The sequence below is a fragment of the Micromonospora sp. CA-259024 genome (assembly GCF_050936255.1).
Classification (GTDB): Bacteria; Actinomycetota; Actinomycetes; order Mycobacteriales; family Micromonosporaceae; genus Micromonospora.
The window spans coordinates 1749097-1773416 of sequence record NZ_JBNJND010000002.1 but is presented as its reverse complement, the minus strand read 5'-3'; the positions used below and the strand labels follow the sequence as shown (position 1 = coordinate 1773416).

At 69.8% G+C, this 24320-nt stretch carries 23 protein-coding genes and 2 tRNA genes; 9 read left to right on the top strand and 16 right to left on the bottom strand.

What is annotated here, in order from left to right; all coding sequences use genetic code 11:
- Positions 1-21 precede the first annotated feature (21 nt).
- The 4 genes from ACQEUX_RS27745 to ACQEUX_RS27730 all read left to right on the top strand — a co-directional run bounded on the left by ACQEUX_RS27745 (position 22) and on the right by ACQEUX_RS27730 (position 3438).
- Entirely contained in the window at positions 22-1791 is a 1770-nt protein-coding gene (locus tag ACQEUX_RS27745) for a proline--tRNA ligase (protein ID WP_433054370.1), read from the top strand.
- A 56-nt stretch (positions 1792-1847) separates the two neighbouring features.
- Complete coding sequence (locus tag ACQEUX_RS27740) at positions 1848-2273, top strand: CBS domain-containing protein (protein WP_433054367.1); 426 nt, start codon at positions 1848-1850, stop codon at positions 2271-2273.
- Positions 2274-2350: 77 nt separating this feature from the next.
- Entirely contained in the window at positions 2351-2776 is a 426-nt protein-coding gene (locus tag ACQEUX_RS27735; protein WP_433054364.1) for a SufE family protein, read from the top strand.
- A gap of 20 nt (positions 2777-2796) precedes the next feature.
- Positions 2797-3438, top strand: coding sequence for a DsbA family oxidoreductase (locus ACQEUX_RS27730; protein ID WP_433054361.1), 642 nt, complete (start codon positions 2797-2799; stop codon positions 3436-3438).
- A 72-nt stretch (positions 3439-3510) separates the two neighbouring features.
- On the opposite strand, the gene ACQEUX_RS27725 is transcribed toward ACQEUX_RS27730, so the two are convergent.
- From ACQEUX_RS27725 to ACQEUX_RS27700, 6 genes are all read right to left on the bottom strand, one after another.
- Entirely contained in the window at positions 3511-4059 is a 549-nt protein-coding gene (locus ACQEUX_RS27725; RefSeq protein WP_433057183.1) for a YbaK/EbsC family protein, read from the bottom strand.
- Between the two features lie 95 nt (positions 4060-4154).
- Positions 4155-4349: a hypothetical protein gene (locus ACQEUX_RS27720; protein WP_433054358.1), complete on the bottom strand. Its 195-nt coding sequence runs from the start codon at positions 4347-4349 to the stop codon at positions 4155-4157.
- A gap of 37 nt (positions 4350-4386) precedes the next feature.
- Positions 4387-5169 (bottom strand): SDR family oxidoreductase, encoded by a 783-nt coding sequence (locus tag ACQEUX_RS27715; protein WP_433054355.1) that lies wholly within the window; start codon positions 5167-5169, stop codon positions 4387-4389.
- Between the two features lie 114 nt (positions 5170-5283).
- A complete protein-coding gene (locus ACQEUX_RS27710) occupies positions 5284-5937 on the bottom strand; it encodes a GAP family protein (RefSeq protein ID WP_433054352.1) in 654 nt (217 codons plus the stop codon).
- 51 nt (positions 5938-5988) lie between these two features.
- Positions 5989-7377, bottom strand: coding sequence for an MFS transporter (locus ACQEUX_RS27705; protein ID WP_433054349.1), 1389 nt, complete (start codon positions 7375-7377; stop codon positions 5989-5991).
- A gap of 58 nt (positions 7378-7435) precedes the next feature.
- A complete protein-coding gene (locus tag ACQEUX_RS27700; protein WP_433054346.1) occupies positions 7436-7696 on the bottom strand; it encodes a hypothetical protein in 261 nt (86 codons plus the stop codon).
- A 217-nt stretch (positions 7697-7913) separates the two neighbouring features.
- On the opposite strand from ACQEUX_RS27700, the gene ACQEUX_RS27695 reads away from it, so the two are divergent.
- Positions 7914-12374 (top strand): HAD-IC family P-type ATPase, encoded by a 4461-nt coding sequence (locus ACQEUX_RS27695; RefSeq protein ID WP_433057181.1) that lies wholly within the window; start codon positions 7914-7916, stop codon positions 12372-12374.
- Between the two features lie 158 nt (positions 12375-12532).
- Here the strand turns inward: ACQEUX_RS27695 and ACQEUX_RS27690 are convergent, their stop codons facing one another.
- Together ACQEUX_RS27690 and ACQEUX_RS27685 are read right to left on the bottom strand one after the other, a co-directional pair.
- A complete protein-coding gene (locus ACQEUX_RS27690; protein WP_433054343.1) occupies positions 12533-12952 on the bottom strand; it encodes a CBS domain-containing protein in 420 nt (139 codons plus the stop codon).
- 80 nt (positions 12953-13032) lie between these two features.
- A complete protein-coding gene (locus ACQEUX_RS27685) occupies positions 13033-13341 on the bottom strand; it encodes a hypothetical protein (protein WP_433054340.1) in 309 nt (102 codons plus the stop codon).
- A gap of 98 nt (positions 13342-13439) precedes the next feature.
- Here ACQEUX_RS27685 and ACQEUX_RS27680 point away from each other — a divergent pair, with 98 nt between their 5' ends.
- Together ACQEUX_RS27680 and ACQEUX_RS27675 are read left to right on the top strand one after the other, a co-directional pair.
- Positions 13440-14144, top strand: coding sequence for a VOC family protein (locus ACQEUX_RS27680; protein ID WP_433057179.1), 705 nt, complete (start codon positions 13440-13442; stop codon positions 14142-14144).
- Positions 14145-14271: 127 nt separating this feature from the next.
- On the top strand, positions 14272-14679 hold the full coding sequence (locus ACQEUX_RS27675) for a DUF6896 domain-containing protein (RefSeq protein WP_433054337.1): 408 nt from the start codon (positions 14272-14274) through the stop codon (positions 14677-14679).
- A gap of 69 nt (positions 14680-14748) precedes the next feature.
- Here the strand turns inward: ACQEUX_RS27675 and ACQEUX_RS27670 are convergent, their stop codons facing one another.
- Complete coding sequence (locus tag ACQEUX_RS27670; protein ID WP_433054334.1) at positions 14749-15222, bottom strand: protease complex subunit PrcB family protein; 474 nt, start codon at positions 15220-15222, stop codon at positions 14749-14751.
- A gap of 209 nt (positions 15223-15431) precedes the next feature.
- On the opposite strand from ACQEUX_RS27670, the gene ACQEUX_RS27665 reads away from it, so the two are divergent.
- Positions 15432-15782 carry a hypothetical protein gene (locus tag ACQEUX_RS27665; protein ID WP_433054331.1) on the top strand — a complete coding sequence of 117 codons (351 nt, stop codon included), beginning with the start codon at positions 15432-15434 and terminating at the stop codon, positions 15780-15782.
- Between the two features lie 350 nt (positions 15783-16132).
- Here ACQEUX_RS27665 and ACQEUX_RS27660 read toward each other — a convergent pair whose 3' ends face one another.
- A complete protein-coding gene (locus ACQEUX_RS27660; protein ID WP_433054328.1) occupies positions 16133-16711 on the bottom strand; it encodes a YcxB family protein in 579 nt (192 codons plus the stop codon).
- Between the two features lie 325 nt (positions 16712-17036).
- Here ACQEUX_RS27660 and ACQEUX_RS27655 point away from each other — a divergent pair, with 325 nt between their 5' ends.
- Positions 17037-17540, top strand: a complete 504-nt coding sequence (locus ACQEUX_RS27655; RefSeq protein ID WP_433054325.1) for an NUDIX domain-containing protein — start codon at positions 17037-17039, stop codon at positions 17538-17540.
- A gap of 246 nt (positions 17541-17786) precedes the next feature.
- Here the strand turns inward: ACQEUX_RS27655 and ACQEUX_RS27650 are convergent.
- From ACQEUX_RS27650 to gyrB, 6 genes are all read right to left on the bottom strand, one after another.
- A tRNA-Ala gene (locus ACQEUX_RS27650) sits at positions 17787-17862 on the bottom strand.
- Positions 17863-17894: 32 nt separating this feature from the next.
- The gene (locus tag ACQEUX_RS27645; protein WP_007453934.1) at positions 17895-18023 is read right to left on the bottom strand and encodes a DLW-39 family protein; all 129 of its coding nucleotides are present in this window, start codon (positions 18021-18023) and stop codon (positions 17895-17897) included.
- Between the two features lie 42 nt (positions 18024-18065).
- Positions 18066-18139 (bottom strand) — tRNA-Ile (locus ACQEUX_RS27640).
- A gap of 150 nt (positions 18140-18289) precedes the next feature.
- Entirely contained in the window at positions 18290-19201 is a 912-nt protein-coding gene (locus ACQEUX_RS27635; RefSeq protein WP_433054322.1) for a DUF3566 domain-containing protein, read from the bottom strand.
- A 4-nt stretch (positions 19202-19205) separates the two neighbouring features.
- Entirely contained in the window at positions 19206-21728 is a 2523-nt protein-coding gene (gene gyrA, locus ACQEUX_RS27630) for a DNA gyrase subunit A (RefSeq protein WP_433054319.1), read from the bottom strand.
- Between the two features lie 130 nt (positions 21729-21858).
- On the bottom strand, positions 21859-23805 hold the full coding sequence (gyrB, locus tag ACQEUX_RS27625; protein ID WP_433054316.1) for a DNA topoisomerase (ATP-hydrolyzing) subunit B: 1947 nt from the start codon (positions 23803-23805) through the stop codon (positions 21859-21861).
- Positions 23806-24320 lie beyond the last annotated feature (515 nt).

The window sequence follows — 24320 nt, the reverse complement described above, 5'->3', positions numbered from 1 at the left end:
CGACGGTTCTAGGCTGCGCCCATGCTGCTACGCATGTCGACCCTGTTGCTGCGGACCCTGCGCGAGGACCCGGCGGACGCGGAGGTGCCGAGCCACCGGCTGCTGCTGCGCGCCGGTTACGTCCGTCGTGCCGCACCGGGCGGCTACACCTGGCTGCCGCTGGGCAAGCTGGTGCTGGATCGGATCACCGAGGTGGTGCGTGCCGAACTGATCGCGATCGGCGACCAGGAGGTGCACTTCCCGGCGCTGCTGCCGGCTGAGCCCTACCGGACCAGCGGCCGGTGGGCCGAGTACGGCGATGACATCTTCACCCTCGCCGACCGGCGCGGTGCCGAGCACCTGTTGGCGCCCACTCACGAGGAGATGGCGGCGCTGCTGGTCAAGGACCTGTTCACCTCGTACCGGGACTTTCCCGTGACGCTGTTCCAGGTGCAGACGAAGTTCCGCGACGAGGCACGGCCGCGTGCCGGTCTGCTGCGCGGCCGGGAGTTCCTGATGAAGGACGCGTACTCCTTCGACCTGGACGACGCGGGGCTGCGGGAGGCGTACGCACGGCATCGAGCGGCGTACCAACGGATCTTCGACCGGTTGGGTCTCGACTACACGGTGGTGCACGCGATGTCCGGCGCGATGGGCGGCTCCGCGTCGGAGGAGTTCCTGGCGGCGACACCGGTCGGCGAGGACACGTTCGTCGGCTGCACCGCCTGCGACTACGCGGCCAACACCGAGGCCGTGATCACCCGCGCGCCGGCCGTCGGGGATCCGACCGGGCAGCCGGCCGTCGAGGTGCACGACACACCGGAGACTCCGACGATCGCCAGCCTGGTGGAGCTGGCGAACGCCCGTCGGTTGGGCGGTCGGGACGGGTGGACCGCCGCCGACACCCTGAAGAACGTCGTGCTCTCCGTCCGCCAGCCGGGCGCTGACCGGGCCGAGCCTCTGGTGGTCGGGCTGCCCGGTGACCGGGAGGTCGACCTGAAACGGGTCGGTGCCGCCCTGCACCCGGCCCAGGTGGCCGTCTTCGAGGAGTGGGCCGAGCATCCGGAGTTGGTACGTGGGTACATCGGGCCGCAACTGCTCGACAAGCTGGGCATCCGTTACCTGGTCGATCCGCGGGTGGTGGTCGGCTCGGCATGGCTGACCGGGGCGAACGAGCCGGGCCGACACGCGACCGACGTGGTCTGCGGACGGGACTTCACGCCCGACGGCACGATCGAGGCAACCGAGGTACGCGCCGGAGACCCCTGCCCCGACTGTGACGAGGGCGAGCTGACCATCCGGCGGGGCATCGAGATCGGGCACATCTTCCAACTCGGCCGGCGGTTCACCGACGCGTTCGCGGTCGACGTGCTCGGGCCGGCCGGCAAACCGGTCCGGCCGACCATGGGCTGCTACGGCATCGGGGTGTCCCGGGCGGTGGCGGCGATCGCCGAGCAGCACCACGACGACCGGGGGCTGACCTGGCCGGCGGCGATCGCTCCGTGCGACGTACACGTGGTGGTTGCGGGCAAGGGCCCGCAGCTCGACGCGGCGCTGGAGCTCGGCGGGCGCCTCGCCGCCGCCGGCCTGCGGGTGCTGGTCGACGACCGCGCGCACGTGTCGGCCGGGGTCAAGTTCACCGACGCCGAGCTGATCGGCATCCCCCGGGCCGTCGTGGTCGGCCGCCGACTCGCCGACGGGTACGTCGAACTGCGCGAACGGGCCGGCGACGGACGCACCGAGCTGCCGGTGGACGGTCTGGTGGACCGGCTTGTCCACGAGGTACGCCAGGAACGTGGAAACCTGGTGTAGGCACCGCACCGCCGGGTAGTGCAGTTGGATCGGGTGGAAAGTCTCGGGAGGCTCTCATGACCGGTTACCGGGTCAGTGACGTGATGACCAAGCAGGTCGTGTACCTGCCGGCGGAGACGCCCCTGGACGAGGCGGCCAGGGTGATGAAGGAGGCGGACATCGGCGACGTGGTGGTCACCGACGGCGCCAGCCTGGCCGGCATGCTCACCGACCGGGACATCGTGGTCCGGGCCGTCGCGGAGAACAGCTCCCCGGCGGCCACCACCATCGGCTCGATCGTCACTCGCGAGGTGGTCATGATCGAGCAGCACTGCACGGCGGGTGAGGCGGCGGCGCTCATGCGGGACCGGGGCATCCGACGAGTGTTGGTCTGCGACAGCGACCGCAAGTTGGTCGGCATCGTCTCGCTCGGCGACCTGGCCATGCAGCTCGACCCCACCAGCGCCCTCAGCGAGATCAGCGAGCAGTCGCCGACGGTGTGAGGACGGATGGGCCACCCGGGCGCGTGCGCCGCGGCCTGTACGCAGGGGCCCCCGTACAACGGCGGTAGCCTCGACACATGGCTGACATGCCGGCCCGACTGGCCGAGATCGTCGACGAGTTCGCCGCCGCGCCGCGCGACCTGGTGCTGGAAATGCTCCTGGAGTACGCGGACGTCATCCCGGTTCTGCCGGAGGACGCCGAGCGCGAGGGCATGGAGCAGGTGCCGGAGTGCCAGACAGCGTTCTTCCTGCGCGCCCGGGTGACCCCGGAGGGCACCGTGGAGACGCTCTTCGACTGCCCGCCGGAGGCGCCCACCACCCGGGCGTTCGCCGGGATCCTCGCCGAGGGGCTGGCGGGCGCGAGCGCCGAGCAGGTGCTGGCCGTGCCGGACGACCTCTACCAGCGGATGGGGCTGGCGCAGGCGATCAGCCCGCTGCGGGTACGCGGGGGCACGGCGATCCTGGGCCGCCTCAAGCGTCAGGTCCGGGAACAACTCGGCTGACCGCGAGGTTGCCACCGATCATGGAGATCGAGATCTACGCGGACGTCATCTGCCCGTGGTGCTACATCGGCAAGCGCCGCCTGGATGAGGCCCTCGCCAGCTACGAGGGCGAGGTGACGGTCCGCTACCGGCCGTTCCAGCTCGACCCGTCGCCGGTGCCGGAGCCCCTTCCGCTGGTGGAGGCACTGGCCGCCAAGTTCGGCGGTCCGGAGCGCGCCCGGCAGATGGTCGCCCACGTGACCCAGGTCGCTGCGGCTGATGGGCTGCGGCTGGACTACGACCGCGCGGTGATCGCCAACACCTTCGACGCGCACCGGCTGGTCTCCTACGCCGCCGACCACGGTCGGGCGGCCGAGATGGTGGAGGCGCTCTACCAGGCGCACTTCACCCAGGGCGTCGACGTCGGCTCTCGGGAGGCGCTGGCCACCCTCGCCGGAAAAATCGGCCTGGACGCTGCCGACGCACGGCGGTTCCTCGATTCCGACGAGCGCGCCACCGACGTCGCCGCCGAGCTGGCCACCGCTCGGGACCTGGGCATCACCAGTGTGCCGACCTTCGTCCTGGCCGGGAAGTACGCGGTTTCCGGTGCGCAGGAGACGCAGACGCTGCTCGCCGCGCTCGCCGAGGTCGAGCAGCGCGAGTCCGGAGCTCACTCACACTGAGTCACCGGCCAAGCCGCTACACATCGACGCCCGTGATGTTTCACGTGCAACGGCATCGATGTCCGTACCTGGTCAGGCCGGCCTGGCCAGCCCTTCCACCACCTGCGCACCGGGCAGCGCGCCCAACGCCGGGCCCGGCAGCGCGATCTTGCTGTGCCGTACGCCGGACCCGATGATCACGTAGGGTGTGGCGATCACCCGCGCGTCCACCAGGATCGGCCACTGCGCCGGCAGCCCGATCGGGGTGATACCGCCGTACTCCATGCCGGTCAACTCGACCGCGTCGGCCATCGGGGCGAAGCTCGCCTTGCGGACGTCCAGCGCCCGGCGAGCCACCCCGTTCACGTCGGCCCGGGTGGTGGCCAGAACGATGCAGGCCGCGTAGCGGACCACACCCTCACGCTTGCCAGCCACCACGACACAGTTGGCCGAGACGTCCAACCCCACCTCGTACGCCGCGCAGAACGCCGCGGTGTCGGCGAGATCGGCGTCGATCGGTGCGACCAGCACGTCGTTGACGTCCACGGGCGCGTCGGCGGGCCACTGGGCGACAGCCTCCGCGACCGGCGGCGCGAGCAGGTCGAGGCGGGCGCGGGCCGGTTCGGTCTTCAGCGTTCCCATCACGGGTGCGATCCTCGCATCCGCCACGCTGGAGCGCCCGGCGACTCCCGGGCTGTCCCGCGACGCCACCGGACCCGGCCGGACCGAGTCGGTGCTCAACTGCCGGCGAGGAATGCGTTGTCGCGCAGGAAGGTGCGGTCGCGGGAAGCGGCCAACTCCTCGGCGCGCTGGGCCTTGGCCCGCTGCAACTCCAGATCCTCCAACGCGTGCCGGACACCCAGCCGGATCACGCCGTAGAGGAAGACGAAGCCGAAGACGTAGAGGATCACCGTGGTGACGACAGCGAACATGAGGTCACCGTAAGGCGAATGTGAACCGGGATCTCTCTCATCTCCGTCCGGTTCCCCCGTACGTGTCCGCGAGATGGTCGGCCCAGGTGCGGACGCCTCGGGGCAGCGCTTCGGTGACCAGGCCACCGGCGCGCAACTCGCGACCGAGCCGGCCGGGAATCCGCACCGGCAGCAGCGGTCGGCGCGAACCCCGAGCCTCCCGCCAGGCGCGGACCGCCTCGTCGAAGCGGAGCACCTGCGGCCCGCCGTACTCCTCGATGCCGCCCAGCGGGCCGGCGGTCAACCGCGCTGCCAGCCGTGCTGCCACTTCGCCCGGGTCGACCGGTTGTGCGAGCACCGAACGGTCCCCGATCACCGGCCCCAACCGCGCGCTCGCCGTCAGCAGCTCGTCCAGGAACTGTGGGAACTGGGTGGCTCGCAGCACCGACCACGGCACCGGACCGGCCGCGATGACCTGCTCGGCGGCGAGCTTGTGCCGGTAGTACGGGATCGGCACCCGATCCACCCCGACGATCGAGATGTAGACGATGTGCCGCACACCGGCCGCGCCGGCAGCCACCACCAGTCGGCGGGTGCCCAGCACGTCCACCTGGTGGGTCTGCCGACCCCGGGGCGAGGACGCCAGGTGCAGCACGGCGTCCACGCCGGTCACCGCCTCGGCCAACCCGTCCCCGGTGGCCAGGTCGGTCATCACCCACTCCACGTCCGAGCTACCACGCGGGCGCCGGCTGGTGGCCCGAACGTTGATCCCGTCCTCGCGCAGCCGGCCCAGCACCGCGTGGCCCAGGTGGCCGCTTGCCCCGGTAACCAGAACCTTCATCTCGTCCTCCCGTTTCGCCACGAACCACGGCCCACCGACTGGCCAACGCCTGCGCCCTGGGCCGACCTGGCGCTGACGGAACGACGCTTCATTCCGTGACGGGTGTGCGGCGGCTCACCCCGAACGGATCAGGTCCAGCACGGTCAGCAGCGCGAAGAACGCGATCACGATCTCGTTGACCAGCCAGGCGTGCCCCTCGGCCCACTGCCGCATCCGGGCCAGCACCCGCGCCGCCCGGCCCCCGAGCAGCAGCAATGCCAGCAGGGGCAGCGCGAGCAGAAACACGGTGAGCAGCACGAACGGCACCAGGTGCCACCACGGCAGGTTGTGCCGGGCCACGCTCGCCCCGACGGCGGCCATGATGAGGTCGTCGGTGGGCGTCACCACGAAGAGCAGCGCACCCAGTCGCAGCGCCTGAGGCGGACCGGCGTGCTCGATGCTCCCCAGCCACTTCGGGGGCCCGGAGCGGTTCCGCCTCAACCAGATCAGCACGGCCAGGCAGACCAGCAGGGCGAGCACCACCAGGTCAATGGCGGGACCGCGATCGACCTTCCCGGCGACGGCGCTGGCGTCGGCGACCAATCCGCCCACCAACCGGGTCAACAGCCAGGCCACCGTCACCCCGGCGGTGACCACCAGCCCGGCGCCCACGAGGAAGCCCAGTGACGCCGCCCGGGGCCGGTCCGACGAGGCGAGGAAGACCGCCACCACCAGCTGGGTCCCGGCGACCATCACCACGGCGAGCGGCAGGACGGTCAGGACGTTCATCGCCCGCCATCCTCCCGGCCCACCCTGGTAGGGCGCGGCCGAATCCCCGGATCACCCGACCGCTCGCGTACTCCCGCCCACCACCACACGGCCGGCCAGCAACGCACCGAGCAGCGCCAGGCCCGCGGCCACCACCAGAGTCATCGTGTAACTGCCCGGGCCGGGCGCACTTCCCGCAGCCAGCACCGCCCCGGTCAGCGCGAGCACGGTCGCCGCGAAGAGCGAGTCACCCAGTTGCAACGACGAGCTGTTGCGGCCCTGTTCACCGGGGGCGGACAGTTCCAGGGTGAGCACCGACAACGACGGATAGAGCAGTCCCATGCCGAGCCCGGCCACCGCCCAGCCGACCACGGCGACGGTCACCGGCAGCTCGGGCCGAACGGCCAGCGCCACCGTGACGGTGCCGACCGTGATGCAGGTCAACCCGGCGCGCGGCAGGCTGGCCCGGGAGGCTGGCACCGGGATCCGGCCCTGCAACCAGGAGCCCGCCGACCACGCCAGCGCGCCGACCGTGAGAACCAGCCCGGCCTCGGTCGGCGAGAGACCCCGCTCCCGGGAGAGCATCAACGGGATGACGACCTCGGCGCCGACGAACGCCGCCGACGCCAGACCGCGCAGCCCGACGACGGTGGGCAACCCCCGGGCCGCCCGGAGGAAGCCGGCCGGCAGCAAGCGCGGGGCAGAGACCAACAGGCCCACCACGGCGAGCGCGATCAACACCAGGGCGGTGGCACCGCGCTGCTGTCCCCCGATGTGCAGCAGTGCGGCACTCACCGCAGCCCCGCACGCCCAACCGATCCGCGCCGCCGCGCCGGCCGGCGGACTGGTCGCCACACTCCGAGCCAACGACCGCAGACCGGGATGGATGAGCAGCACCGCCGGCACGGCCACCGCCGGCACCGCCAGGAAGACCCACCGCCAGCCCAGGTACTCCACGATCAGGCCGGCCACCGCCGGCCCGACCAGCGACGGTACGACCCACGCCGCCGCGAACGCGGCGAAGATCCGCCGGTGCAAATCCTGCGGGTACGCGTGCCCGACGATCACGTAGAGCGCCACCGAGAGCAGCCCCGAGCCGAACCCCTGTACCACCCGGCCAACAACCAGCGCACCCATCACGGGGGCGGTCCCAGCGATCAGCAACCCGACCACGAACCAGGCGACGCCATGCCACATCGGCCCCCGTGGACCTCGAGCGTCACACCAGATACCGGAAACCACCATGGCCAGCACGCCCGTGGCGAACGGGCCACCGAACGCGATCCCGTACAGCGCCAACCCGTCCAGGCTCCGGGCGACGGTCGGCATCGCCGTACCGACCGCCAACGCCTCGAACGCGAGCAACGAGATCAACGCAACGCTGCCCACGGTCATCGCTCTCAGCCGGGGAGCGAACAGCCCGGGTGCGGCGGGTACGGCGGTGGCGGTTGCGCTCGGCATGGATTGAGCGTGCGACCTCAACCCTGATTCATGTCAACCGCGGGTGACCCGGCTCTCGTCAGGCGTCCTGCAGCGCCTCCCCGACGCCGCGTACCAGTCCCGAAAAATGCTGGTCTGCCAGCAGGTGCCCGGCGGTGACCACCAGGGCGATCGGCCACTCGATGACCTGGAGCGCGGCGAGCACCCCGAGCCCCGCGTAATAGGCGACCTTGTCCGGTGGCGGCACCGCCACCTCGCCCAGCATCGGTAGCTCCACCCGCCGGCTGTACATCTGGACGTTCTCGTGCGAACCGTTGAGATGTCGCGTCAGCATGCTCATTCCGGCCTCCCCATGTCCGGTGATGGTCGTCGGATTCCACGGCCCACCCCGTCCATGCGCTGGCATCGGCGGAAAGTTCCCCCACTCGGAGGGCATAACGGACGACAGGTCGGGAAGCCAGGCCGCCGGACGTGAGGCGGTGGGAGGACGAGATGGCCAAGGTCAGGACCAGCAGAAACAGGGAGCCGGGCCGGCGTCCGTCCAGCCGTACGCCTCGATGACGGCGGCGGGACGCGCAGTCGGCCGCATCCTGCCGTCCTTCGGCGTGCCGCACCTGGTCGGCGAGGCGTCCCGGGCCGTCGGCTCGGCCGCGACCCGGCTGGCCCGGACGGCCGGGCTGACGCGGCGTCGGGTCTGGTCCCGGCCGGGCCGGCACCACATCGAGGTGCACGGCGTCTGCCAGGACGGCGGCAACAAGCTGGCACGTCAGGTGGAGAGCGCGCTGGAGCGGATGCCCGGGGTCGCCTGGGCCCGGGTCAACGCTCCATCCGGCCGGGTGGTGATTGCCGTCCAGACCCCCGAGCCGGCGCTGCGCGACCTGATCGCCACGATCAGCCGGGTCGAGGGGACCTGTGATCACGAGCCCGACCCGGAGATCCCACCGCCGCACCCGCCGGAGGAGGGGCCGCGCACCCCTCGCACCCTCGGTGCGCTCGCCTCGGACGCGTTGGGCCTGACCATCTCGGCGGCCACCCGGATCCTGCCGATCGCGCCTCTGCCCGGTGAGGTGGCCGGCCTGCTCTCGGCGGTGGATCTACAACCGAAGCTGCACGAGTTCATCGGCAAGCGGCTGCGCTCCGACCCGCGCGCCGACATCCTCTTTCCGCTGGCCGAGGCGGTGGTGCAGGGCTTGACCGGCCGCTGGACCGGGATCGTCCTGGACGGTGCCCAGCGGATGGTGCAGTGGAGCGAGGCGCGGGCCCAACTCTCCGCGTGGGAGCGCGCCGAGCCACGGCTGACCGGTGACCCGGAACGCGCCACCGCTCGCTGGCCGGTGATCGACCGTCCCCGGCCGAAGCCGGACGGCCCGGTCGAGCAGTACATCAGCCGGATGCTCGCCGCGGGCGCGGCCGCGGGCGCGGCCGCGGCGCCGTTCGCCGGGCCCAAGCGGGCCGCCGCGCTGGGTCTCTCCGCGCTGCCCAAGGCGCCCGGCAGCGGGCGTGAGGGATACGCCGCCCAGCTTGGCCGGATGCTGGCCCGGCGTGGGGTGATCGCGATGGACAGCGGCGTGCTGCGGGAGCTGGACCGGATCGACACGCTCGTGTTGGACGCCGCCGTACTCGGCTCGGATCGGGGCGTACTGGCCGATCTGGCACCGGCGCCCGGAGCGGATGTCGACCAGGTGGCGGAGCGGGCCTTCGCGCTGTTCGACCCGGACGACCCGGCCGCCTCCCGGGCGGCGGACGGTTGGCGGCTCGGACCACTGGACCAGTTGCCCGCCTACCGCCCGGACGACATCCCGGACGCCGACCGGCTGCGGTCAGCCGGTGGCCAGCTACTCGGCCTCGCCCACGGGGATCGGCTCGCCGCGCTGTTGCGGGTCGAGCCGGAACCCGCGCCCGGCGTCGACGGCCTGCCATCCGCCGCCCGGCAGGCCGGACTGCGGCTGGTCGTGGCCGGCGGTGACGAGCAGCGGTACGGCTTCGCCGATGGGATGCTGCCTGGCGGGGACCGGCTGGTCGAATCAGTACGCGCGTTGCAGCACGACGGCGCGGTGGTGATGCTGGTCTCCGCAGACCGGAAGGCGCTCGGGGCGTCCGACTGCGGTCTCGGGTTCGCCGCACCGGAGGACCTGCCGCCGTGGGGTGCGCACCTGCTGGTCGGTGCCGACCTGCGGGTGGTGGCCCTGGTGGTCGAGGCGACCGGCGTGGCCCGGCGAACAGCCCAGCAGAACATTCGGCTGGGCATGGCCGGCACCGGTCTCGGGGCGCTGGGCGCGTTCACCGCGCCACCGACCCAGCTGCCCCACCGGTCGCTCGTCGCGGTCAACGGCGCGGCCGGGTTGGCCTTCGCGAACGGGGTCTGGCAGGCGCACCGGCTACGCGACCAGTCGGACACGCCGGCGCCCGTGGCGACCGCCTGGCACCTGATGCCCGTCAACACGGTGCTCGACCAGCTCGGCACCACGCCCGACGGTCTGGCCGGCACGGAAACGCAGCGCCGACGCGACGGCCGCGGTGCGAACGGCGGCGGCGCACCCGGTGGTGGTGGACTGCTGCGCGCCTTCGTGGACGAGCTGTCCAACCCGCTGACTCCGGTGCTGGCCGCCGGGGCGGTGCTCTCCGCGTCGTTCGGCTCGCTGGTCGACGCCGCGCTGGTGGGCAGCGTGGTCGGTGGGTCCGCCCTGATCGGAGCGGTACACGAGCGCAACACGGAACGGTCGCTGGCGGAGTTGCTGTCCCGTTCGGCGGTGACCGCACGGGTCCGTCGGGACGGCGCCGAGCAGGTGGTCGCCGCCGAGGACCTGGTCCTCGGGGACGTCATCACCCTTGAATCGGGTGACTCGGTGCCCGCCGACTGTCGCGTCCTCGATTCGGTGGGCCTGGAGGCGGACGAGTCGTCACTGACCGGCGAGTCGCTGCCGGTTGCCAAGTCCAACCGGCCGGTGGTGGCCGCCGCCATCGCCGACCGACACTCGATGCTGTACGAGGGCACCACCGTCGCCGCCGGGCACGGCACCGCCGTGGTGGTGGCGACCGGCAACGACACCGAGGCCGGGCGCAGCCTGGCACTGGTTCGGCAGGCACCGCCGACGAGTGGGGTGGAAGCCAGGCTCGGCTCGTTGACCAGCGCCGCCATCCCGTTGGCCGCCGGCTCGGCGGTGGCGGTGGCCGGCGCGGGCCTGCTTCGGGGCGTACCGCTGGCCGAGACGGCGGCGACCGCCGCGAACCTGGCCGTGGCGTCGGTGCCGGAAGGGCTGCCGTTCCTGGTCAGCGCCGCCCAGTTGGCCGCCGCCCGGCGGCTGGCCGAGCACGGCGCCCTGGTCCGCAACCCGCGCACCATCGAGGCGCTGGGCCGGGTGGACGTGCTCTGCTTCGACAAGACCGGCACTCTCACCGAAGGAAAGTTGCTGCTCGCCGGGGTCGGTGACAGCCTCGGCGACCGGTACGCCCCGGTGGACCGGCTGGACGACCGACTCCGGTTGACGCTGGCCGCTGCACTGCGGGCCACCCCTGCCGCAGCCGATCCAGAGGAGTTGGCGTTGCAGACCGACCGGGCGGTTCGGCGGGGCGCCGGGGTGGCCGGGGTGGTGGAGCAGACCGGTGCCGCCGACTGGCGGGCTGCCGGCGGGCTGCCGTTCGAGCCGTCGCGCGGCTACCACGCGAGCATCGGCGAGACCGACGGTCACCTGTTGTTGAGCGTCAAGGGTGCCCCGGAGACGGTGCTGCCACGCTGTTCGGCGCGGCGCATTGACGGCGGCCAGCAGCCACTGGACGACGCCGGCCGGGCGGAGCTGGAGCAGATGCTCGCCGACCGGGCCGGGGCGGGAAACCGGATCCTGGCCGTCGCCGAGTGCCAGGTGGACGACCCGAAGGTGACCGACGGAGACGTCCGAGGGCTGACCTTCATGGGCTTCCTGGCCCTCGCGGACGGAGTCCGGGAGAGCGCCGCCCCGGCGGTCCGCAAAATCCGGCAGGCCGGTGTGCACACGATCATGATCACCGGTGATCATCCGGCAACCGCCGAGGCGATCGCCGCCACCATCAGCGAACACGACGAGCAACGGGTGGTCACGGCTGGCGAGCTCGACCAGCTGGACGACGACGCGCTCGCCGAACGGTTGGCCAACACCGACGTGGTTGCCCGTTGCACCCCGACGCACAAGGTGCGAATCATCCAGGCGTTGCAGAAGTGCGGGCGGACCGTGGCGATGACCGGCGACGGCGCCAACGACGCCCCGGCGATCCGGCTGGCCGACGTCGGCATCGCCCTCGGCCAACGGGGCACCCCGGCGGCGCGGGCGGCCGCCGACCTGGTGGTCACCGACGACCGGTTGGAGACCATCATCGCCACCCTGGTCGAGGGCCGGGCGATGTGGTCGTCGGTGCGACACGCGCTCAGCATCCTGGTCGGCGGCAACCTCGGCGAGATCGCGTTCAGTGTGCTCACCGCGGCGGCGACCGGCCGCTCCGCCCTCACCGGGCGACAACTGCTGCTCGTCAACCTGCTCACCGACCTGGCGCCGGCACTGGCCATCGCGGTCCGGCCACCCGCGTCGGACCGCGCCGACGGGCTGCTCTGGGAGGGCCCGGACACGGCGCTGGGAGAAACCCTCACCAGAGAGATCGGGCTGCGGGCGGCAGCCACCACGCTGGGCGCGACCGCGGGATGGACGTTGGCCCGATACACCGGACGCCGTCAGCGGGCCGGGACGGTCGCCCTGGTTTCCCTGGTCGGCACCCAACTCGGGCAGACCATCCTGGCCGGTGGCACCAGCCCGGCCGTGCTGGCGTCCACGGCGGCGTCGCTGGGGGTGCTCGTCGTGGTGGTGCAGACGCCAGGGGTCAGCCAGTTCTTCGGGTGCACCCCACTGGGGCCGGTCGGTTGGACAATCGGGGCAGGCTCGGCGCTCGGCGCCACCTTCGCCAACGGCGCGCTCACCAAGCTGATGGAACACCTGCCCCAAGCCCGACCCGACACCGGGGCGGCGGACGGCGCGAGCGGCGCCGAGGGCTGAGCACCGGGCGTGCCGCATGCCGACGGCTCCTGATCGCCCGGTGGCTTCGCCGGAGGACCAGGCTCGTCCCCACGCCCGGACCAACGGACGATGCAGGCACCGACACAGCGGTCGCCCCCACCAGCCGGCCAGTGGGGGCGATCAACAGCAGCCGACGGTCAGCTGCGCTCGGAGATGGCCTCGATGAGGTCACCCACCGGGCGCTCCGGCAGGGATCGGGCCACGTCGGCCACCGCCACAATGCCGACCAGTTCGTGACCGTCGATCACCGGCAGCCGGCGTACCTTGTGCTGACCCATGGTGCGCAGGATCTCGGCCGCGTCGTCGTCCGCGCCGATGGTCACCGCCTCACCCTGGGCCAGCTCACCGGCGGTCACGTTGGCGGGGTCACGGCCCTCGGCCAGCACCTTTACCACGATGTCGCGGTCGGTCAGCATGCCCTTGAGTCGGTTGTCGTCACCGCAGATCGGCAGCGAGCCGACCCCCAACTCGGCCATCTGCTTCGCGGCCGACGCCAGGTCGTCCCGCTCGCGGACACAGGTCACGTCGTTCGTCATGATCTCGCGCGCCGTAGGCATTGGTATGACACCTCACTTCCGGGGGGTTGTTGCTGTTTCTCCTACCCCGGTCGGCCACGGCCATGCCGCCTGCCTTGCTGTCACCGCTCTTCCGCCCGGAAGGGATCCCGGGCCGGTCCCTGCTCGGCCCAGCAGAGACCACCGCGGAACTCCACCCCCGGGATGCCGGCGCCGAGTTGGCTGATGTCCACCACACCCGCCAACGAGGTGGCGAGGTCCGACCGAAGCTCCTCGACCGCCGCATCGAGGTCGTCCTCCTCTGTGGACCAGTCGATGTCGGCCGCGCGCAGGTCGGCGATCGCGTGACCGGTGACCGCCACGGGGTCGGTGACGGTCACCTCGACCCGGCAGTAGATGTGCATGGTGACGGGCGCTGGCTGCTCAACCATTCACGGATCATGACAAGTCAACAGCGCGCACCGCCACAGCCCGCCGACCTCTCCGAAACTGCCTTGTCGCCGTGCTGACCCGTGTCTACGGTGCAGTGATGCTCTCGCGAACGCTGACGGTGACCATCGATGCGCACGATCCGGCGCGCCTGGCGAAATTCTGGGCCGGAATGCTCGGCCGGGAGGTCGTCGAGGACGCCGATGGTGCGCTCCTGCCGGGCGATGAGACTCAGGTCAGCCTCCGGTTCGTCCCGAGCGGTGCGAAGAAGATGGGGCCGAACCGCGTGCACCTGCACCTGACCAGCGCCAGCGAGGCCGACCAGCAGCACGCGGTGGCGACGGCACTGGGGCTCGGCGGCGGCCACCTCGACGTCGGACAGCTTCCCGAGGAGGGGCACATCGTCCTGGCCGACCCCGAGGGCAACGAGTTCTGTGTCATCGAGGCGGGCAACGGCTTCCTCGCCGGGTGCGGCCTGCTCGGGGAACTCGCCTGCGACGGCACCCGGGAGGTCGGCCTTTTCTGGAGCGAGGCGCTGGGCTGGCCGCTGGTGTGGGATCAGGACGAGGAGACCGCGATCCAGTCACCCCACGGCGGCACGAAGGTCGCGTGGGGAGGCCCACCCGTGGCTCCGAAAGAGGCGAGGAACCGGCAGCGTTTCGACCTCGCCCCGGCCGATGGCGATCAGCAAGCGGAGGTCGACCGGCTGATCTCCCTCGGGGCCACTCGGCTCGAGGTCGCCGAGGACGGCTCCGTCATGCTGGCCGATCCCGACGGAAACGAGTTCTGCGTCAGAGGGAACTGACCACTGCGGGGCCGGGTCGCCCAGTCGTGACCGCGGCTCGTCGCTCGGTGTCCGTCCCTACCGGTTGAGATCCCGCTCGGCTGCGGGCGCTGTGCCCATCGCCTCGGCGGCGGCGCATAGTGATCATATGGACGAGCGGGACCGGTTGGCGGTAGATGCTGTGAGGTCTTACGCCGTAGCCCTCAGGCGGACGCGCGACCGCCTTTTCGCGGCCTATCCGGAGCTGAGCGGCTTGTCCGACCTACTGAGGGCGGTGAGGTCAACTCACGTGCTCCCTCGGGAGGGCCGATCAGGCACGGGCATCGACTACCTCGTCCACGGGGCCGGTTGTCGCATGACGGACGAGCAGGGCACAGAGGTCGATGTCGACCTGGTCGATGGCGTGGAGGCCTTCGACGGTTGGCGGATCCATGCCTTCCTTGCCGGAGGTGCGGGCGAGAGCCTGTCGATTGATGAACTGCATGCTGCCTGCTCCCGCCTCGCTGGATGGGCTGAGCTACGAGAGGTGCGGGTTCCCCGCTGGTACGCGCTCTGATCTTGCCGACGAGTCCTCAGTTGGGAAGAGCGTGCTCAAGCGACTGGCCTCGTCGGATCCCGCGCCTCACTAACAGCGGTGGGAGTCGGAGTCAAGATCGACCTCGATGGGGGCGTCACTGGCCCGGGTCGCCACGACATCAAGCGGGTTGGTCAGCACAGCGGCTGTTGCGCACGACCGGCCGGGCCGTGACTCCTCGACACGTACCGCCAACCGACCATCCCGCGCCGAGATCTCGTCAATCCGGACGGAGTAACCGCCGCTAGGTTTGGTGCCGAGCACATAGAAGATCACCATCTCGGTCGTCCAGTCGACGGCCGGCGGTGGCGGCGGCGGGGTGTGCCTGATCGTCAACCCCTGCCAGCGCTGCTCCCACTCAGGCTGCGTCCGCACCACGAACAGCCCTGACGAGTGATCGCCGCCGTCGTCGTAGTCCTCCGCCAGAGCGCGGAACTCGACGGGCTCGCCCGCCTCGCCGGCCGACCTCGTGCACCCCGCCATCAAGGCGATCATCACCATGGCCATGCCCAGCAGTCGTCGCATGCCCTGCCCCCGGATCGTCAGGCATGATTGTCTGGCATCCTCCGGGGTTTACGCATCAACCGCTTAGTTGACTCGGGGTTAGGCGCGCTGGTGATCAAGGATGGTCGCGTCGTGCGGAGGCTGGACGGTCTACGACTGCCCGACGCAGGCTTGTTCCTGCGGAGAGGGGCAGCGCCCCGCTGAGGATGGGCGGAGGGAATGATCCATCCGTGAAGAGCCTCACCGAACTTGCTTTCGACCTCTGCTCTGACCTTGAACATCCGGAGCGACCGGGCAGTCACATCAACGACGCCACGCGGGACTTCATCGAGGTGCTGACCTTCGCGGACGCTGACACGATCATGGCGATGATCCGCGAGACGATCCCGGACCTCACCGGGGATCTTCCGGTCTGGGCGAGGAACCTCGCGTACCGCCTGGCATGCCTTCAGTGGCCCCACGACGCCGAACTGCTTCGCGCGGCCGGCGCGGACCTCCACTTTCACGGGCCGGACTGGGACGATCACGCCGAAGAACTCAGGCGTAGAGCCGACGAACTAGACAACTCATCCCCAAGCTGACCTTCCCGGCCACCCTCCACGATCCGAATGATGGCCGACACCCACGGCCATGTCCTGCCGGCGCGGACTCGTCAGGCAGCCTCAGTCATCGAGCGGGTGCTGGGCGAAAAGGGAGCGGATCGACCACTCGGCCAGTGTCGGCCACTGTGGCTGACCTGCGCGACTTGTCGAGCGCCGTCGCTCGTCAACTGTGCCCATCGGCCGGCTTGGCTGTACGGATGGCTGTACAGCCACCCTCTGATCCGTAGGAGCATGCGGTGTCCGCTGGCACCCGGCTCGCCTCGCCGCCAGGTAGTGACAGGGGTTCAGACGATGGCGGTCGTTGGCGTCGCCCTAGGGTCAGACTGGCGTCACGATCGGCTGCGCCGGTGGCAGTGGGTGTCGAGCACAGCTCGCAGCCGCGCTGCGTCCTCCCCAACCAGCCCACGCTTCGGGAGCACGAGCGCCATCGCACCAAGCCCTCTCGAAGCAAGCAGAACGAACGACTGGTCCGACTCGTGGTACAGCGGGTATTGGGACCAAGACGATCTCGACTCCCCAGTCGCGTTGCTTACATGTACCCCGGTGTCAGTCACCGTGGTCTGTATTGGCTGGGAGAGCCACGGGTTCCCGCGCAGGATCAGTCGGGCCTGCCACCGATAGACCAAGAGGAGGAGAAGCCGGTACAGCAGCACGCTGAATCCGACGATGACGAGCGCCAAGAGCAGGGAAGCCACCACGATGATAGAAACGGCATCCGCTGGTAATTCCCAGACCTCCAAGCGGACGAAGCCTTCGGCAAGTCCGAGCAGCGGGGGGACAGTCAGCAGGGCGACCAGCCCGCGGCGCCAGATGCCGCGCTGTTGGGCAGCGACGCCATCGCGCAAATCGTCCGAGGTGAGAGTGTAACGAAGCTCGATCGCGCCGGTCGTGACCTGCTCGGATGACATAGCGGAGCAGCCTACCGGCAGGACGTCGCGACGCGGGCCCGTGCATGCCTTGCCAAGCTCGTCTGCCAAGGGCGGCGACCTATGCATTACGAGATCAAGTTGCCCACCTCGGCCTACCTGCAGGAACTGCGCTTGGCCTGCGGAAACCCCTCTCGGCATCTTTCACTCTCGACGGTCCGCGACACGGGCGCGCATCGCGGCATGGCCGAACCGCCGGCGATGGGCCGCCACGCCCCCGTTGCGATCGGCTCGCGGCAGATCCGGACGTCTGGGTGTCCCCTCTGGCTGGAGCGAACTTGTCCTATCCCTGTGCTCTAATCCCGTCATGCATGTCGTCGTCACCGGCGCACTCGTTGAAGACGGCGCGGTCCTGCTAGTACACCGCAGGCCGACCAAACGGGCATACCCAGATGTCTGGGATCTGCCCGGGGGGCAGGTCGAAGCGGGTGAGTCGGAACTACAAGCCCTCGCGCGTGAGATGCACGAGGAGCTCGGTGTTCACATCGTGGCGGAGTCCGCTTCACGGTTGGGCGTCCTGCATGACGGCAATGGTGAGGACGCCGTTCACGTGGGCGTCTGGCAAATTGGAGACTGGGTTGGCTCTCCGACCAACCGTGCACCTGACGAGCATGACGACATCGCATGGGTCGGGATCAGCGAGCTGGGCGCCCTTCCCCTCGTGCATGGCGTCTTGGCGGCAATGGTTCGTTCTCTGCCTGAGTTTGTGTGGGCCCACAGGCACTCAGATGTCACCGACTGCAACCAGGACGACCGGGGAACCAAGGCCGGCTGTCGTGCATGTGCTGGGATGGATTCGTCAAGCAGGTGACACGTGGCCACCCTTTGCCGTGCGGATCACTGGCTTCCGCTGCTCGGACTTGGCGGATGACTTCGGCTGGTCCCGCCCTGGTGATGAGGGCGAGGACTTCCGGCCAGTCTGTGAGTGCGAAGCGGTCCGCGATGCGGCTTGCTCCGTCAGTCACTGAGCAGGACGGCGCTGGTGAGGTCCTGGATTGGCCGGCTTCCGGTGAGGGCTTCGGCGGTACTCGCGGGCGAGATCAACCCAGGAAAGTGCTGGTGGAGCCCAGGGGACTCGAACCCCTAACCCCTGCCTTGCAAAGGCAGTGCTCTGCCAGTTGAGCTAGGGCCCCGTGGCGTCGATCGCTCGTCGCCGGGCCGGACGTCAGCGCAGGTCGGGCGCGGTGGTCGCCTCGTGCCACAGGGCACGCTCGTCGTTCGCGGCCTTGACCTTGTTGAACACGACGGCGGCCACGCCGACGACGCCAGCCAGAATCAGCAGCTTCTTGAACATGGGGCGACCCCTCAAGCTCGACTACCGTCGGACGACATGCGGTGGGGCTAGATGGAATCGAACCATCGACCTCAGAGTTATCAGCTCTGCGCTCTAACCGACTGAGCTATAGCCCCGCGTTGCGACGAGCAAGATTAACCCATCCGCTGTGTCGGCCCCAAATCGGGGTCCGAGCCTGCGAGCCGGGCCGTCGACGCCTGCAAAACCTACCTGAGTACGGGACGCCGGAGCGACCGCTTTCCACGGTGCCCCGGCGTCCCGATCGCTCAGTCCCGCTCGGCGAGGGTCAGCTCGATCCCGCCGACCAGGTCGGCGCAGACGTTGTAGACGAACGCTCCCAGCGTGGCCAGCGCGGTGAACAGCACCACGTTGACCAGGCCGATCAGCGCCGAGCTGAGGATCACGCCCTTGGCGGTGATCTGGAAACCGCTGGTGCTCTGCCCACCGCCGGCGTTGACCAGGTCACTCAGGCTCTCGTTGACGCTCTGGAACACGCCCATCGCGTCCAGCGCCAGGTAGAGCACCGAGGTGGCGACCACCACCACGATGAACAGCACCACCGAGACGGCGAACGCGAACTTCATCACGGACCAAGGGTCGATCCGCTTCAGGTTCAACCGGGCCCGGCGCGGTCCGCGGGAAGCGGCCGAGCTGACCGACGTACGCGCCGCACGTACCGCGTCACCGACGCGGGCTGCTCCGACGGCGGACGCGCTGCCGATCCCCGGTGGTAGGCCACCGCCGCTGGCCGGGCGGCCGGCAGCGGCGGTACGCGCCGCCTCCGGCTGCGGCTGGGTCATGCCCGGTGTGATCCGCGGCTGGGTGCCGGTGGCCCCTGTCGACGCCGCCTGGCCGGGCCGGACGTTGATCGGCTGGGTGGTCGCCGGACGGGTCGAGGGTGCCGCCGCCGGACCCTGAGGTGTGGCGGCGGCCGACGGCGACGCCTCGGCATCGGACGTCTCGGTCTTGTCGCCCGACCCAGCGTCGTCGCCGGGCTGCTCCGGCGGGGGTGTCATGCCCGGCGCCCTCGTGAATTTCGGGGCAGGCGCGTCGGCGGGGACCGTCGCCCGGCCCACGGCCGCGCGGCCGGTCGGTGGTGTGCCGCCCTTGGCGGCCTCCTCGTCGACCGGGTTGGCCGAGGTCCCCGTGTTCCCCGACTTCGCCTGTGTCTCCGTCATTCAACTAGTCCTGTTCGTCAGGCTCGTCGGCATTGCGAGCAATCGCCACGATAGTCACGCCGTCCGGGAGGTCCATCAGCTTGACCCCCATTGTGTTCCGGTCACGCGTACGGCGTACAGGCTTCACCGGAGTCCGGATGACACCACCGTTGCTGGTGATCGCGAACAGCTCATCGTCCGGATCGATCACCACCGCGCCGACCAGACCACCGCGCCGTTCGGTGATCTTCGCAGTCAACACGCCCTTACCTCCCCGGCCCTGCACCGGGTATTCCTCGATCGGGGTGCGTTTCGCGTATCCCCCGTTCGTGGCCACCAGAACGTCCAAACCATCCCGAACGACCTCCATGGCGAGCAGGACGTCGTCGTCCGTGAAGCGCATGCCGATCACACCCGAGGTGGCCCGGCCCATCGGCCGCAGCGCCTCGTCCGAGGCGTTGAACCGGATCGCCTGTGCCTTCTTGGAGACCAGCAGCAGGTCGTTCTCTGGCGCAACCAGCGCAGCACCGACCAGCTCGTCCTCATCGCGCAGGTTGATCGCGATGATGCCGCCGGAACGGTTGGAGTCGAACTCCTCGAGCCGCGTCTTCTTCACCAGGCCGTTCTTCGTGGCCAGTACCAGATAGGGGGCTACCTGGTAGTTCGGGATCTCGATGATCTGCGCGATCTGCTCGTCGGGTAGGAAGGCGAGCAGATTGGCCACGTGTTGGCCCTTGGCTACCCTACTGGCCTCCGGCAACTCGTACGCCTTGGCCCGGTAGACACGACCCTTGTTTGTGAAGAACAGGATCCAGTCGTGGGTTGAGCAGACGAAGAAGTGGCTGACGATGTCGTCCTGCCGCAGCGTGGCACCGCTGACGCCCTTACCGCCGCGCCGCTGCGAGCGGTAGAGATCGACCTTGGTCCGCTTGGCGTACCCGGTCCGGGTGATCGTGACGACCACATCCTCGCGGGCGATGAGGTCCTCCATCGAGACCTCGCCGTCGAACGGGATGATCTGCGTGCGCCGCTCGTCGCCCCACTTGGCGACGATCTCGCCGAGCTCCTCCGAGACGATCTTCCGCTGCCGCTCCGGCTTGGCGAGGATGTCCTTGAGGTCGGCGATCTCGATCTCGAGCTTGGCCAGGTCGTCGAGGATCCGCTGCCGCTCCAGGGCCGCGAGGCGACGCAGCTGCATGTCCAGGATCGCGGTCGCCTGGATCTCGTCGATCTCCAGCAGCCGGATGAGGCCCTGCCGCGCGTCCTCCACCGTCGGCGAGCGCCGGATCAGGGCGATCACCTCATCCAGGGCGTCCAGTGCCTTGGACAGACCACGCAGGATGTGCGCCCGCTCCTCGGCCTTACGCAACCGGTACGCGGTCCGCCGACGGATCACGTCGATCTGGTGCTCGACGTAGTAGCGGATGAACTGGGCCAGGTTGAGCGTGCGCGGCACCCCGTCGACCAGGGCCAGCATGTTGGCGCCGAAGGTCTCCTGGAGCTGGGTGTGCTTGTAGAGGTTGTTCAGCACGACCTTGGCAACCGCGTCGCGCTTGAGGACCAGCACGATCCGCATGCCCGTACGCCCGGAGGACTCGTCACGGATGTCGGCGATCCCGGCGAGCTTGCCCTCCTTGATCAGCTCGGCGATCCGCTCGGCGAGGTTGTCCGGGTTGACCTGGTAGGGCAGCTCGCTGACGACCAGGCAGGGCCGGCCCCGCTTGTCCTCCTCGACCTCCACCACGGCGCGCATCCGGATCGAGCCACGACCCGTGCGGTACGCGTCCTGGATCGCGGTCGTGCCGACGATCAGACCGTGGGTCGGGAAGTCCGGGCCCTTGACGATGCCGAGCAGCGCCTCGAGGGTGGTCTCCTCGTCCTCCTCCGGGTGCTCCAGGCACCACTGCACCGCCGCGCCGATCTCGCGCAGGTTGTGCGGCGGGATCTTGGTGGCCATGCCGACCGCGATGCCCTCGGAGCCGTTCACCAGCAGGTTGGGAATCCGCGACGGCAGGATCGTGGGCTCCTTGGCCCGGCCGTCGTAGTTGTCCTGCAGGTCGACGGTGTCCTCGTCGATGTCCCGCAGCATCTCCATGGCCAGCGGGTCGAGCTTGCACTCGGTGTACCGCATCGCGGCGGCCGGGTCGTTACCCGGCGAGCCGAAGTTGCCGTTGCCGTCGACCAGTGGATACCGCAGCGACCAGGGCTGCGCCATCCGGACCAGCGCGTCGTAGATCGCCGAGTCGCCGTGCGGGTGGAACTGGCCCATCACGTCGCCGACGACCCGGGAGCACTTCACGTAGCCGCGGTCCGGCCGGTAGCCGGAATCGAACATGGCGTAGAGGATCTTGCGGTGGACCGGCTTGAGCCCGTCCCGGACGTCCGGCAACGCACGACCGACGATGACGCTCATCGCGTAGTCGAGGTAGGAGCGCTGCATCTCCACCTCGAGCCCGACCGGTTCGATCCGGTCGTGCGCGACCACGGCGGCGATGGCCTCGGCGGGGACCTCGGGTTCGTTCGGTGTGGACTCGGGAGAATCGGTCACTGTATACCCTTATCAGACTCAGAGTCGTTTTCGTGCTGTGGATAACGGCTGTGGATACCGGCCAAGCTGTGGATAACTCTGTGGACCGGTGGACCGGCCAGGCAGCGCCCGACCGATCCACCACGGTCCGTCAGATGTCCAGGAACCGCACGTCCTTGGCGTTGCGCTGGATGAACGACCGGCGCGCCTCGACGTCCTCACCCATCAGCACACTGAACAACTCGTCGGCGGTCGCCGCGTCGTCGAGAGTGACCTGACGCAGGGTACGCGTCGCCGGGTTCATGGTGGTTTCCCACAGCTCGGGATAGTTCATCTCGCCGAGGCCCTTGAAGCGCTGGATGTCGTCCGGCTTGGCGTTCGGCTTCTTCTGCTGGCGCAGCACGATCAGCCCGTCCCGCTCGCGGTCGGAGTACGCGTACTGCGCGTCGTCGCCCTTCTTGTTCCACTTGATCTTGTAGAGCGGCGGGGCGGCCAGGTAGACGTGCCCCATCTCGACCAGCGGACGCATGAAGCGGAACAGCAGGGTGAGCAGGAGGGTCTGGATGTGCTGGCCGTCGACGTCCGCGTCGGCCATCAGCACCACCTTGTGGTACCGCAGCTTCTCCATGTCGAAGTCGTCGTGGATGCCGGTGCCCAGCGCGGTGATCAGCGCCTGGACCTCGTTGTTCTTCAGCACCCGGTCGATCCGGGCCTTCTCCACGTTGAGGATCTTGCCGCGGATCGGCAGGATCGCCTGCGTCCGTGGGTCGCGACCCTGCTTGGCGGAGCCGCCGGCCGAGTCACCCTCGACGATGAACACCTCGGACTCGCGCGGGTCGGTCGACTGGCAGTCGGCCAGCTTGCCCGGCATCGAGCCGGACTCCAGCAGCGACTTGCGCCGGGCCAGCTTGCGCGCCTGTTGCGCGGCGATCCGGGCCCGGGCCGCCTGGGAGGCCTTCGTGATGATCATCTTGGCCTCGGCCGGGTTGCGGTCGAACCAGTCGACCAGCCGGTCGTTGCAGACCCGCTGCACGAAGCTCTTCACCGGGGTGTTGCCCAGCTTGGTCTTGGTCTGGCCCTCGAACTGAGGGTTGGCCAGCTTGACCGAGATGATCGCCGCGAGCCCTTCCCGAATGTCCTCGCCGGAGAGCTTCTCGTCGCCCTTGAGCAGCTTCTTGTCGGTGCCGTACCGGTTGACCACGCTGGTCAGCGCGGACCGGAAGCCCTCCTCGTGGGTGCCGCCCTCGTGGGTGTTGATCGTGTTGGCGAAGGTGTAGACCGACTCGCCGTACGACTCGTTCCACTGCATGGCGATCTCGAGCGACATCCCCTCCTCCTCGGCCTCGAACTCGACCACGGTCTTGTGGATCGGGCTCTTCGACGCGTTGAGGTGCCGGACGAAGTCGGCGATGCCGCCCTCGTAGAAGAAGGTCACCTCGCGCTGGCGGCCGTCCTCCTCCTCGGCCACCCGCTCGTCGAGCAGGTGGATGCGGAGGGCACGGTTGAGGAAGGCCATCTCCTGCAGGCGCCGGTAGATGGTCTGGAAGTCGAAGTCGACGGTCTCGAAGACGTCCGGGTCGGGCCAGAAGGAGACCGCCGAACCGCTGCGGTCGGTGGGCTCGCCCTTGTCCAGCGGGCCGGGCTTGGAGTTGTCGTACTGCTGCCGCCAGACGAAGCCGGACTTGTGGATCTCCACGGCCATCCGGGTGGAGAGCGCGTTCACGACGGAGACACCGACGCCGTGCAGACCACCGGAGACCGCGTACGCCTTACCGTCGAACTTGCCACCCGCGTGCAGCACGGTCAGCGCCACCTCGACACCCGGCTTCTTGAGCTTCGGGTGGAGGTCGACCGGGAAACCACGGCCGTTGTCGGTGACCCGGACGCCACCGTCGGCGAGCAGCACCACGTCGATCGTGTCGCAGTATCCCGCCAGCGCCTCGTCGACGGCGTTGTCGACGACCTCCCAGACGAGGTGGTGCAGACCGCGCTCACCGGTGGACCCGATGTACATACCGGGCCGCTTGCGGACCGCCTCCAGACCCTCAAGAACGGTGATCGACTCTGCGCCGTACTCCTGCTTGTCCTGCGCTGCCACCCTCGGCCACTTTCTCGCGTCAGCCGCGCCGGTAGGGCGCGTCGGGCGCGGGTTCGGCGGACAGGACGCGACGTCGGCGCGCGGACCGGTGCCGGAGACCTCCGGACAGCGGGTCGAACGCGCCGGTCGCCGCGGTTGCCCGCGGATCGCGATCGGCTCAACCCGACGTGGAGAATGAACCTGGGGCCGCTGGCCCCATCCCTCTCCCCACCGGGTCTTCGTCTCGCTGTCAATCCTACTGTGCGCGAAGGACAGAACCACCACTCGGCACCCTCAGAGAGGCGGCTCAGAAGTCCGTAGCCGGCAGAACCCCATCGCCCGCGACTCCCCCCACACGCCAGGCTCCGATCGCACGCGCCGCCCCCGGACGGGTTGACCCGCGGCCGGGCGGGTCGGGGGTCGCGGCCGGAGCGTCCGTGCCGTACGTTTGCGGCGCCCCGGAACCGGCCTTGATCTTTACCGGCCGGAACCGGGACGATCGACCCGATCGACCCGACACGTGCTCTTTAAGAGGT

Excerpts from the sequence above, each read along its gene's own strand:
- ACQEUX_RS27725 (WP_433057183.1), bottom strand. The coding sequence starts at position 4,059 with ATGGGAACGCTGAAGACCGAACCGGCCCGCGCCCGCCTCGACCTGCTC.
- ACQEUX_RS27715 (WP_433054355.1), bottom strand. The coding sequence starts at position 5,169 with ATGAAGGTTCTGGTTACCGGGGCAAGCGGCCACCTGGGCCACGCGGTG.
- ACQEUX_RS27655 (WP_433054325.1), top strand. The coding sequence starts at position 17,037 with ATGCATGTCGTCGTCACCGGCGCACTCGTTGAAGACGGCGCGGTCCTG.
- ACQEUX_RS27645 (WP_007453934.1), bottom strand. The coding sequence starts at position 18,023 with ATGTTCAAGAAGCTGCTGATTCTGGCTGGCGTCGTCGGCGTGGCCGCC.
- ACQEUX_RS27660 (WP_433054328.1), bottom strand. The coding sequence starts at position 16,711 with ATGTCATCCGAGCAGGTCACGACCGGCGCGATCGAGCTTCGTTACACT.
- ACQEUX_RS27680 (WP_433057179.1), top strand. The coding sequence starts at position 13,440 with ATGCTCTCGCGAACGCTGACGGTGACCATCGATGCGCACGATCCGGCG.
- ACQEUX_RS27740 (WP_433054367.1), top strand. The coding sequence starts at position 1,848 with ATGACCGGTTACCGGGTCAGTGACGTGATGACCAAGCAGGTCGTGTAC.
- ACQEUX_RS27695 (WP_433057181.1), top strand. The coding sequence starts at position 7,914 with ATGACGGCGGCGGGACGCGCAGTCGGCCGCATCCTGCCGTCCTTCGGC.
- ACQEUX_RS27705 (WP_433054349.1), bottom strand. The coding sequence starts at position 7,377 with ATGCCGAGCGCAACCGCCACCGCCGTACCCGCCGCACCCGGGCTGTTC.
- ACQEUX_RS27670 (WP_433054334.1), bottom strand. The coding sequence starts at position 15,222 with ATGCGACGACTGCTGGGCATGGCCATGGTGATGATCGCCTTGATGGCG.
- ACQEUX_RS27720 (WP_433054358.1), bottom strand. The coding sequence starts at position 4,349 with ATGTTCGCTGTCGTCACCACGGTGATCCTCTACGTCTTCGGCTTCGTC.
- ACQEUX_RS27730 (WP_433054361.1), top strand. The coding sequence starts at position 2,797 with ATGGAGATCGAGATCTACGCGGACGTCATCTGCCCGTGGTGCTACATC.
- ACQEUX_RS27745 (WP_433054370.1), top strand. The coding sequence starts at position 22 with ATGCTGCTACGCATGTCGACCCTGTTGCTGCGGACCCTGCGCGAGGAC.
- ACQEUX_RS27700 (WP_433054346.1), bottom strand. The coding sequence starts at position 7,696 with ATGAGCATGCTGACGCGACATCTCAACGGTTCGCACGAGAACGTCCAG.
- ACQEUX_RS27675 (WP_433054337.1), top strand. The coding sequence starts at position 14,272 with ATGGACGAGCGGGACCGGTTGGCGGTAGATGCTGTGAGGTCTTACGCC.
- ACQEUX_RS27735 (WP_433054364.1), top strand. The coding sequence starts at position 2,351 with ATGGCTGACATGCCGGCCCGACTGGCCGAGATCGTCGACGAGTTCGCC.
- ACQEUX_RS27710 (WP_433054352.1), bottom strand. The coding sequence starts at position 5,937 with ATGAACGTCCTGACCGTCCTGCCGCTCGCCGTGGTGATGGTCGCCGGG.
- ACQEUX_RS27690 (WP_433054343.1), bottom strand. The coding sequence starts at position 12,952 with ATGCCTACGGCGCGCGAGATCATGACGAACGACGTGACCTGTGTCCGC.
- ACQEUX_RS27635 (WP_433054322.1), bottom strand. The coding sequence starts at position 19,201 with ATGACGGAGACACAGGCGAAGTCGGGGAACACGGGGACCTCGGCCAAC.
- ACQEUX_RS27685 (WP_433054340.1), bottom strand. The coding sequence starts at position 13,341 with ATGGTTGAGCAGCCAGCGCCCGTCACCATGCACATCTACTGCCGGGTC.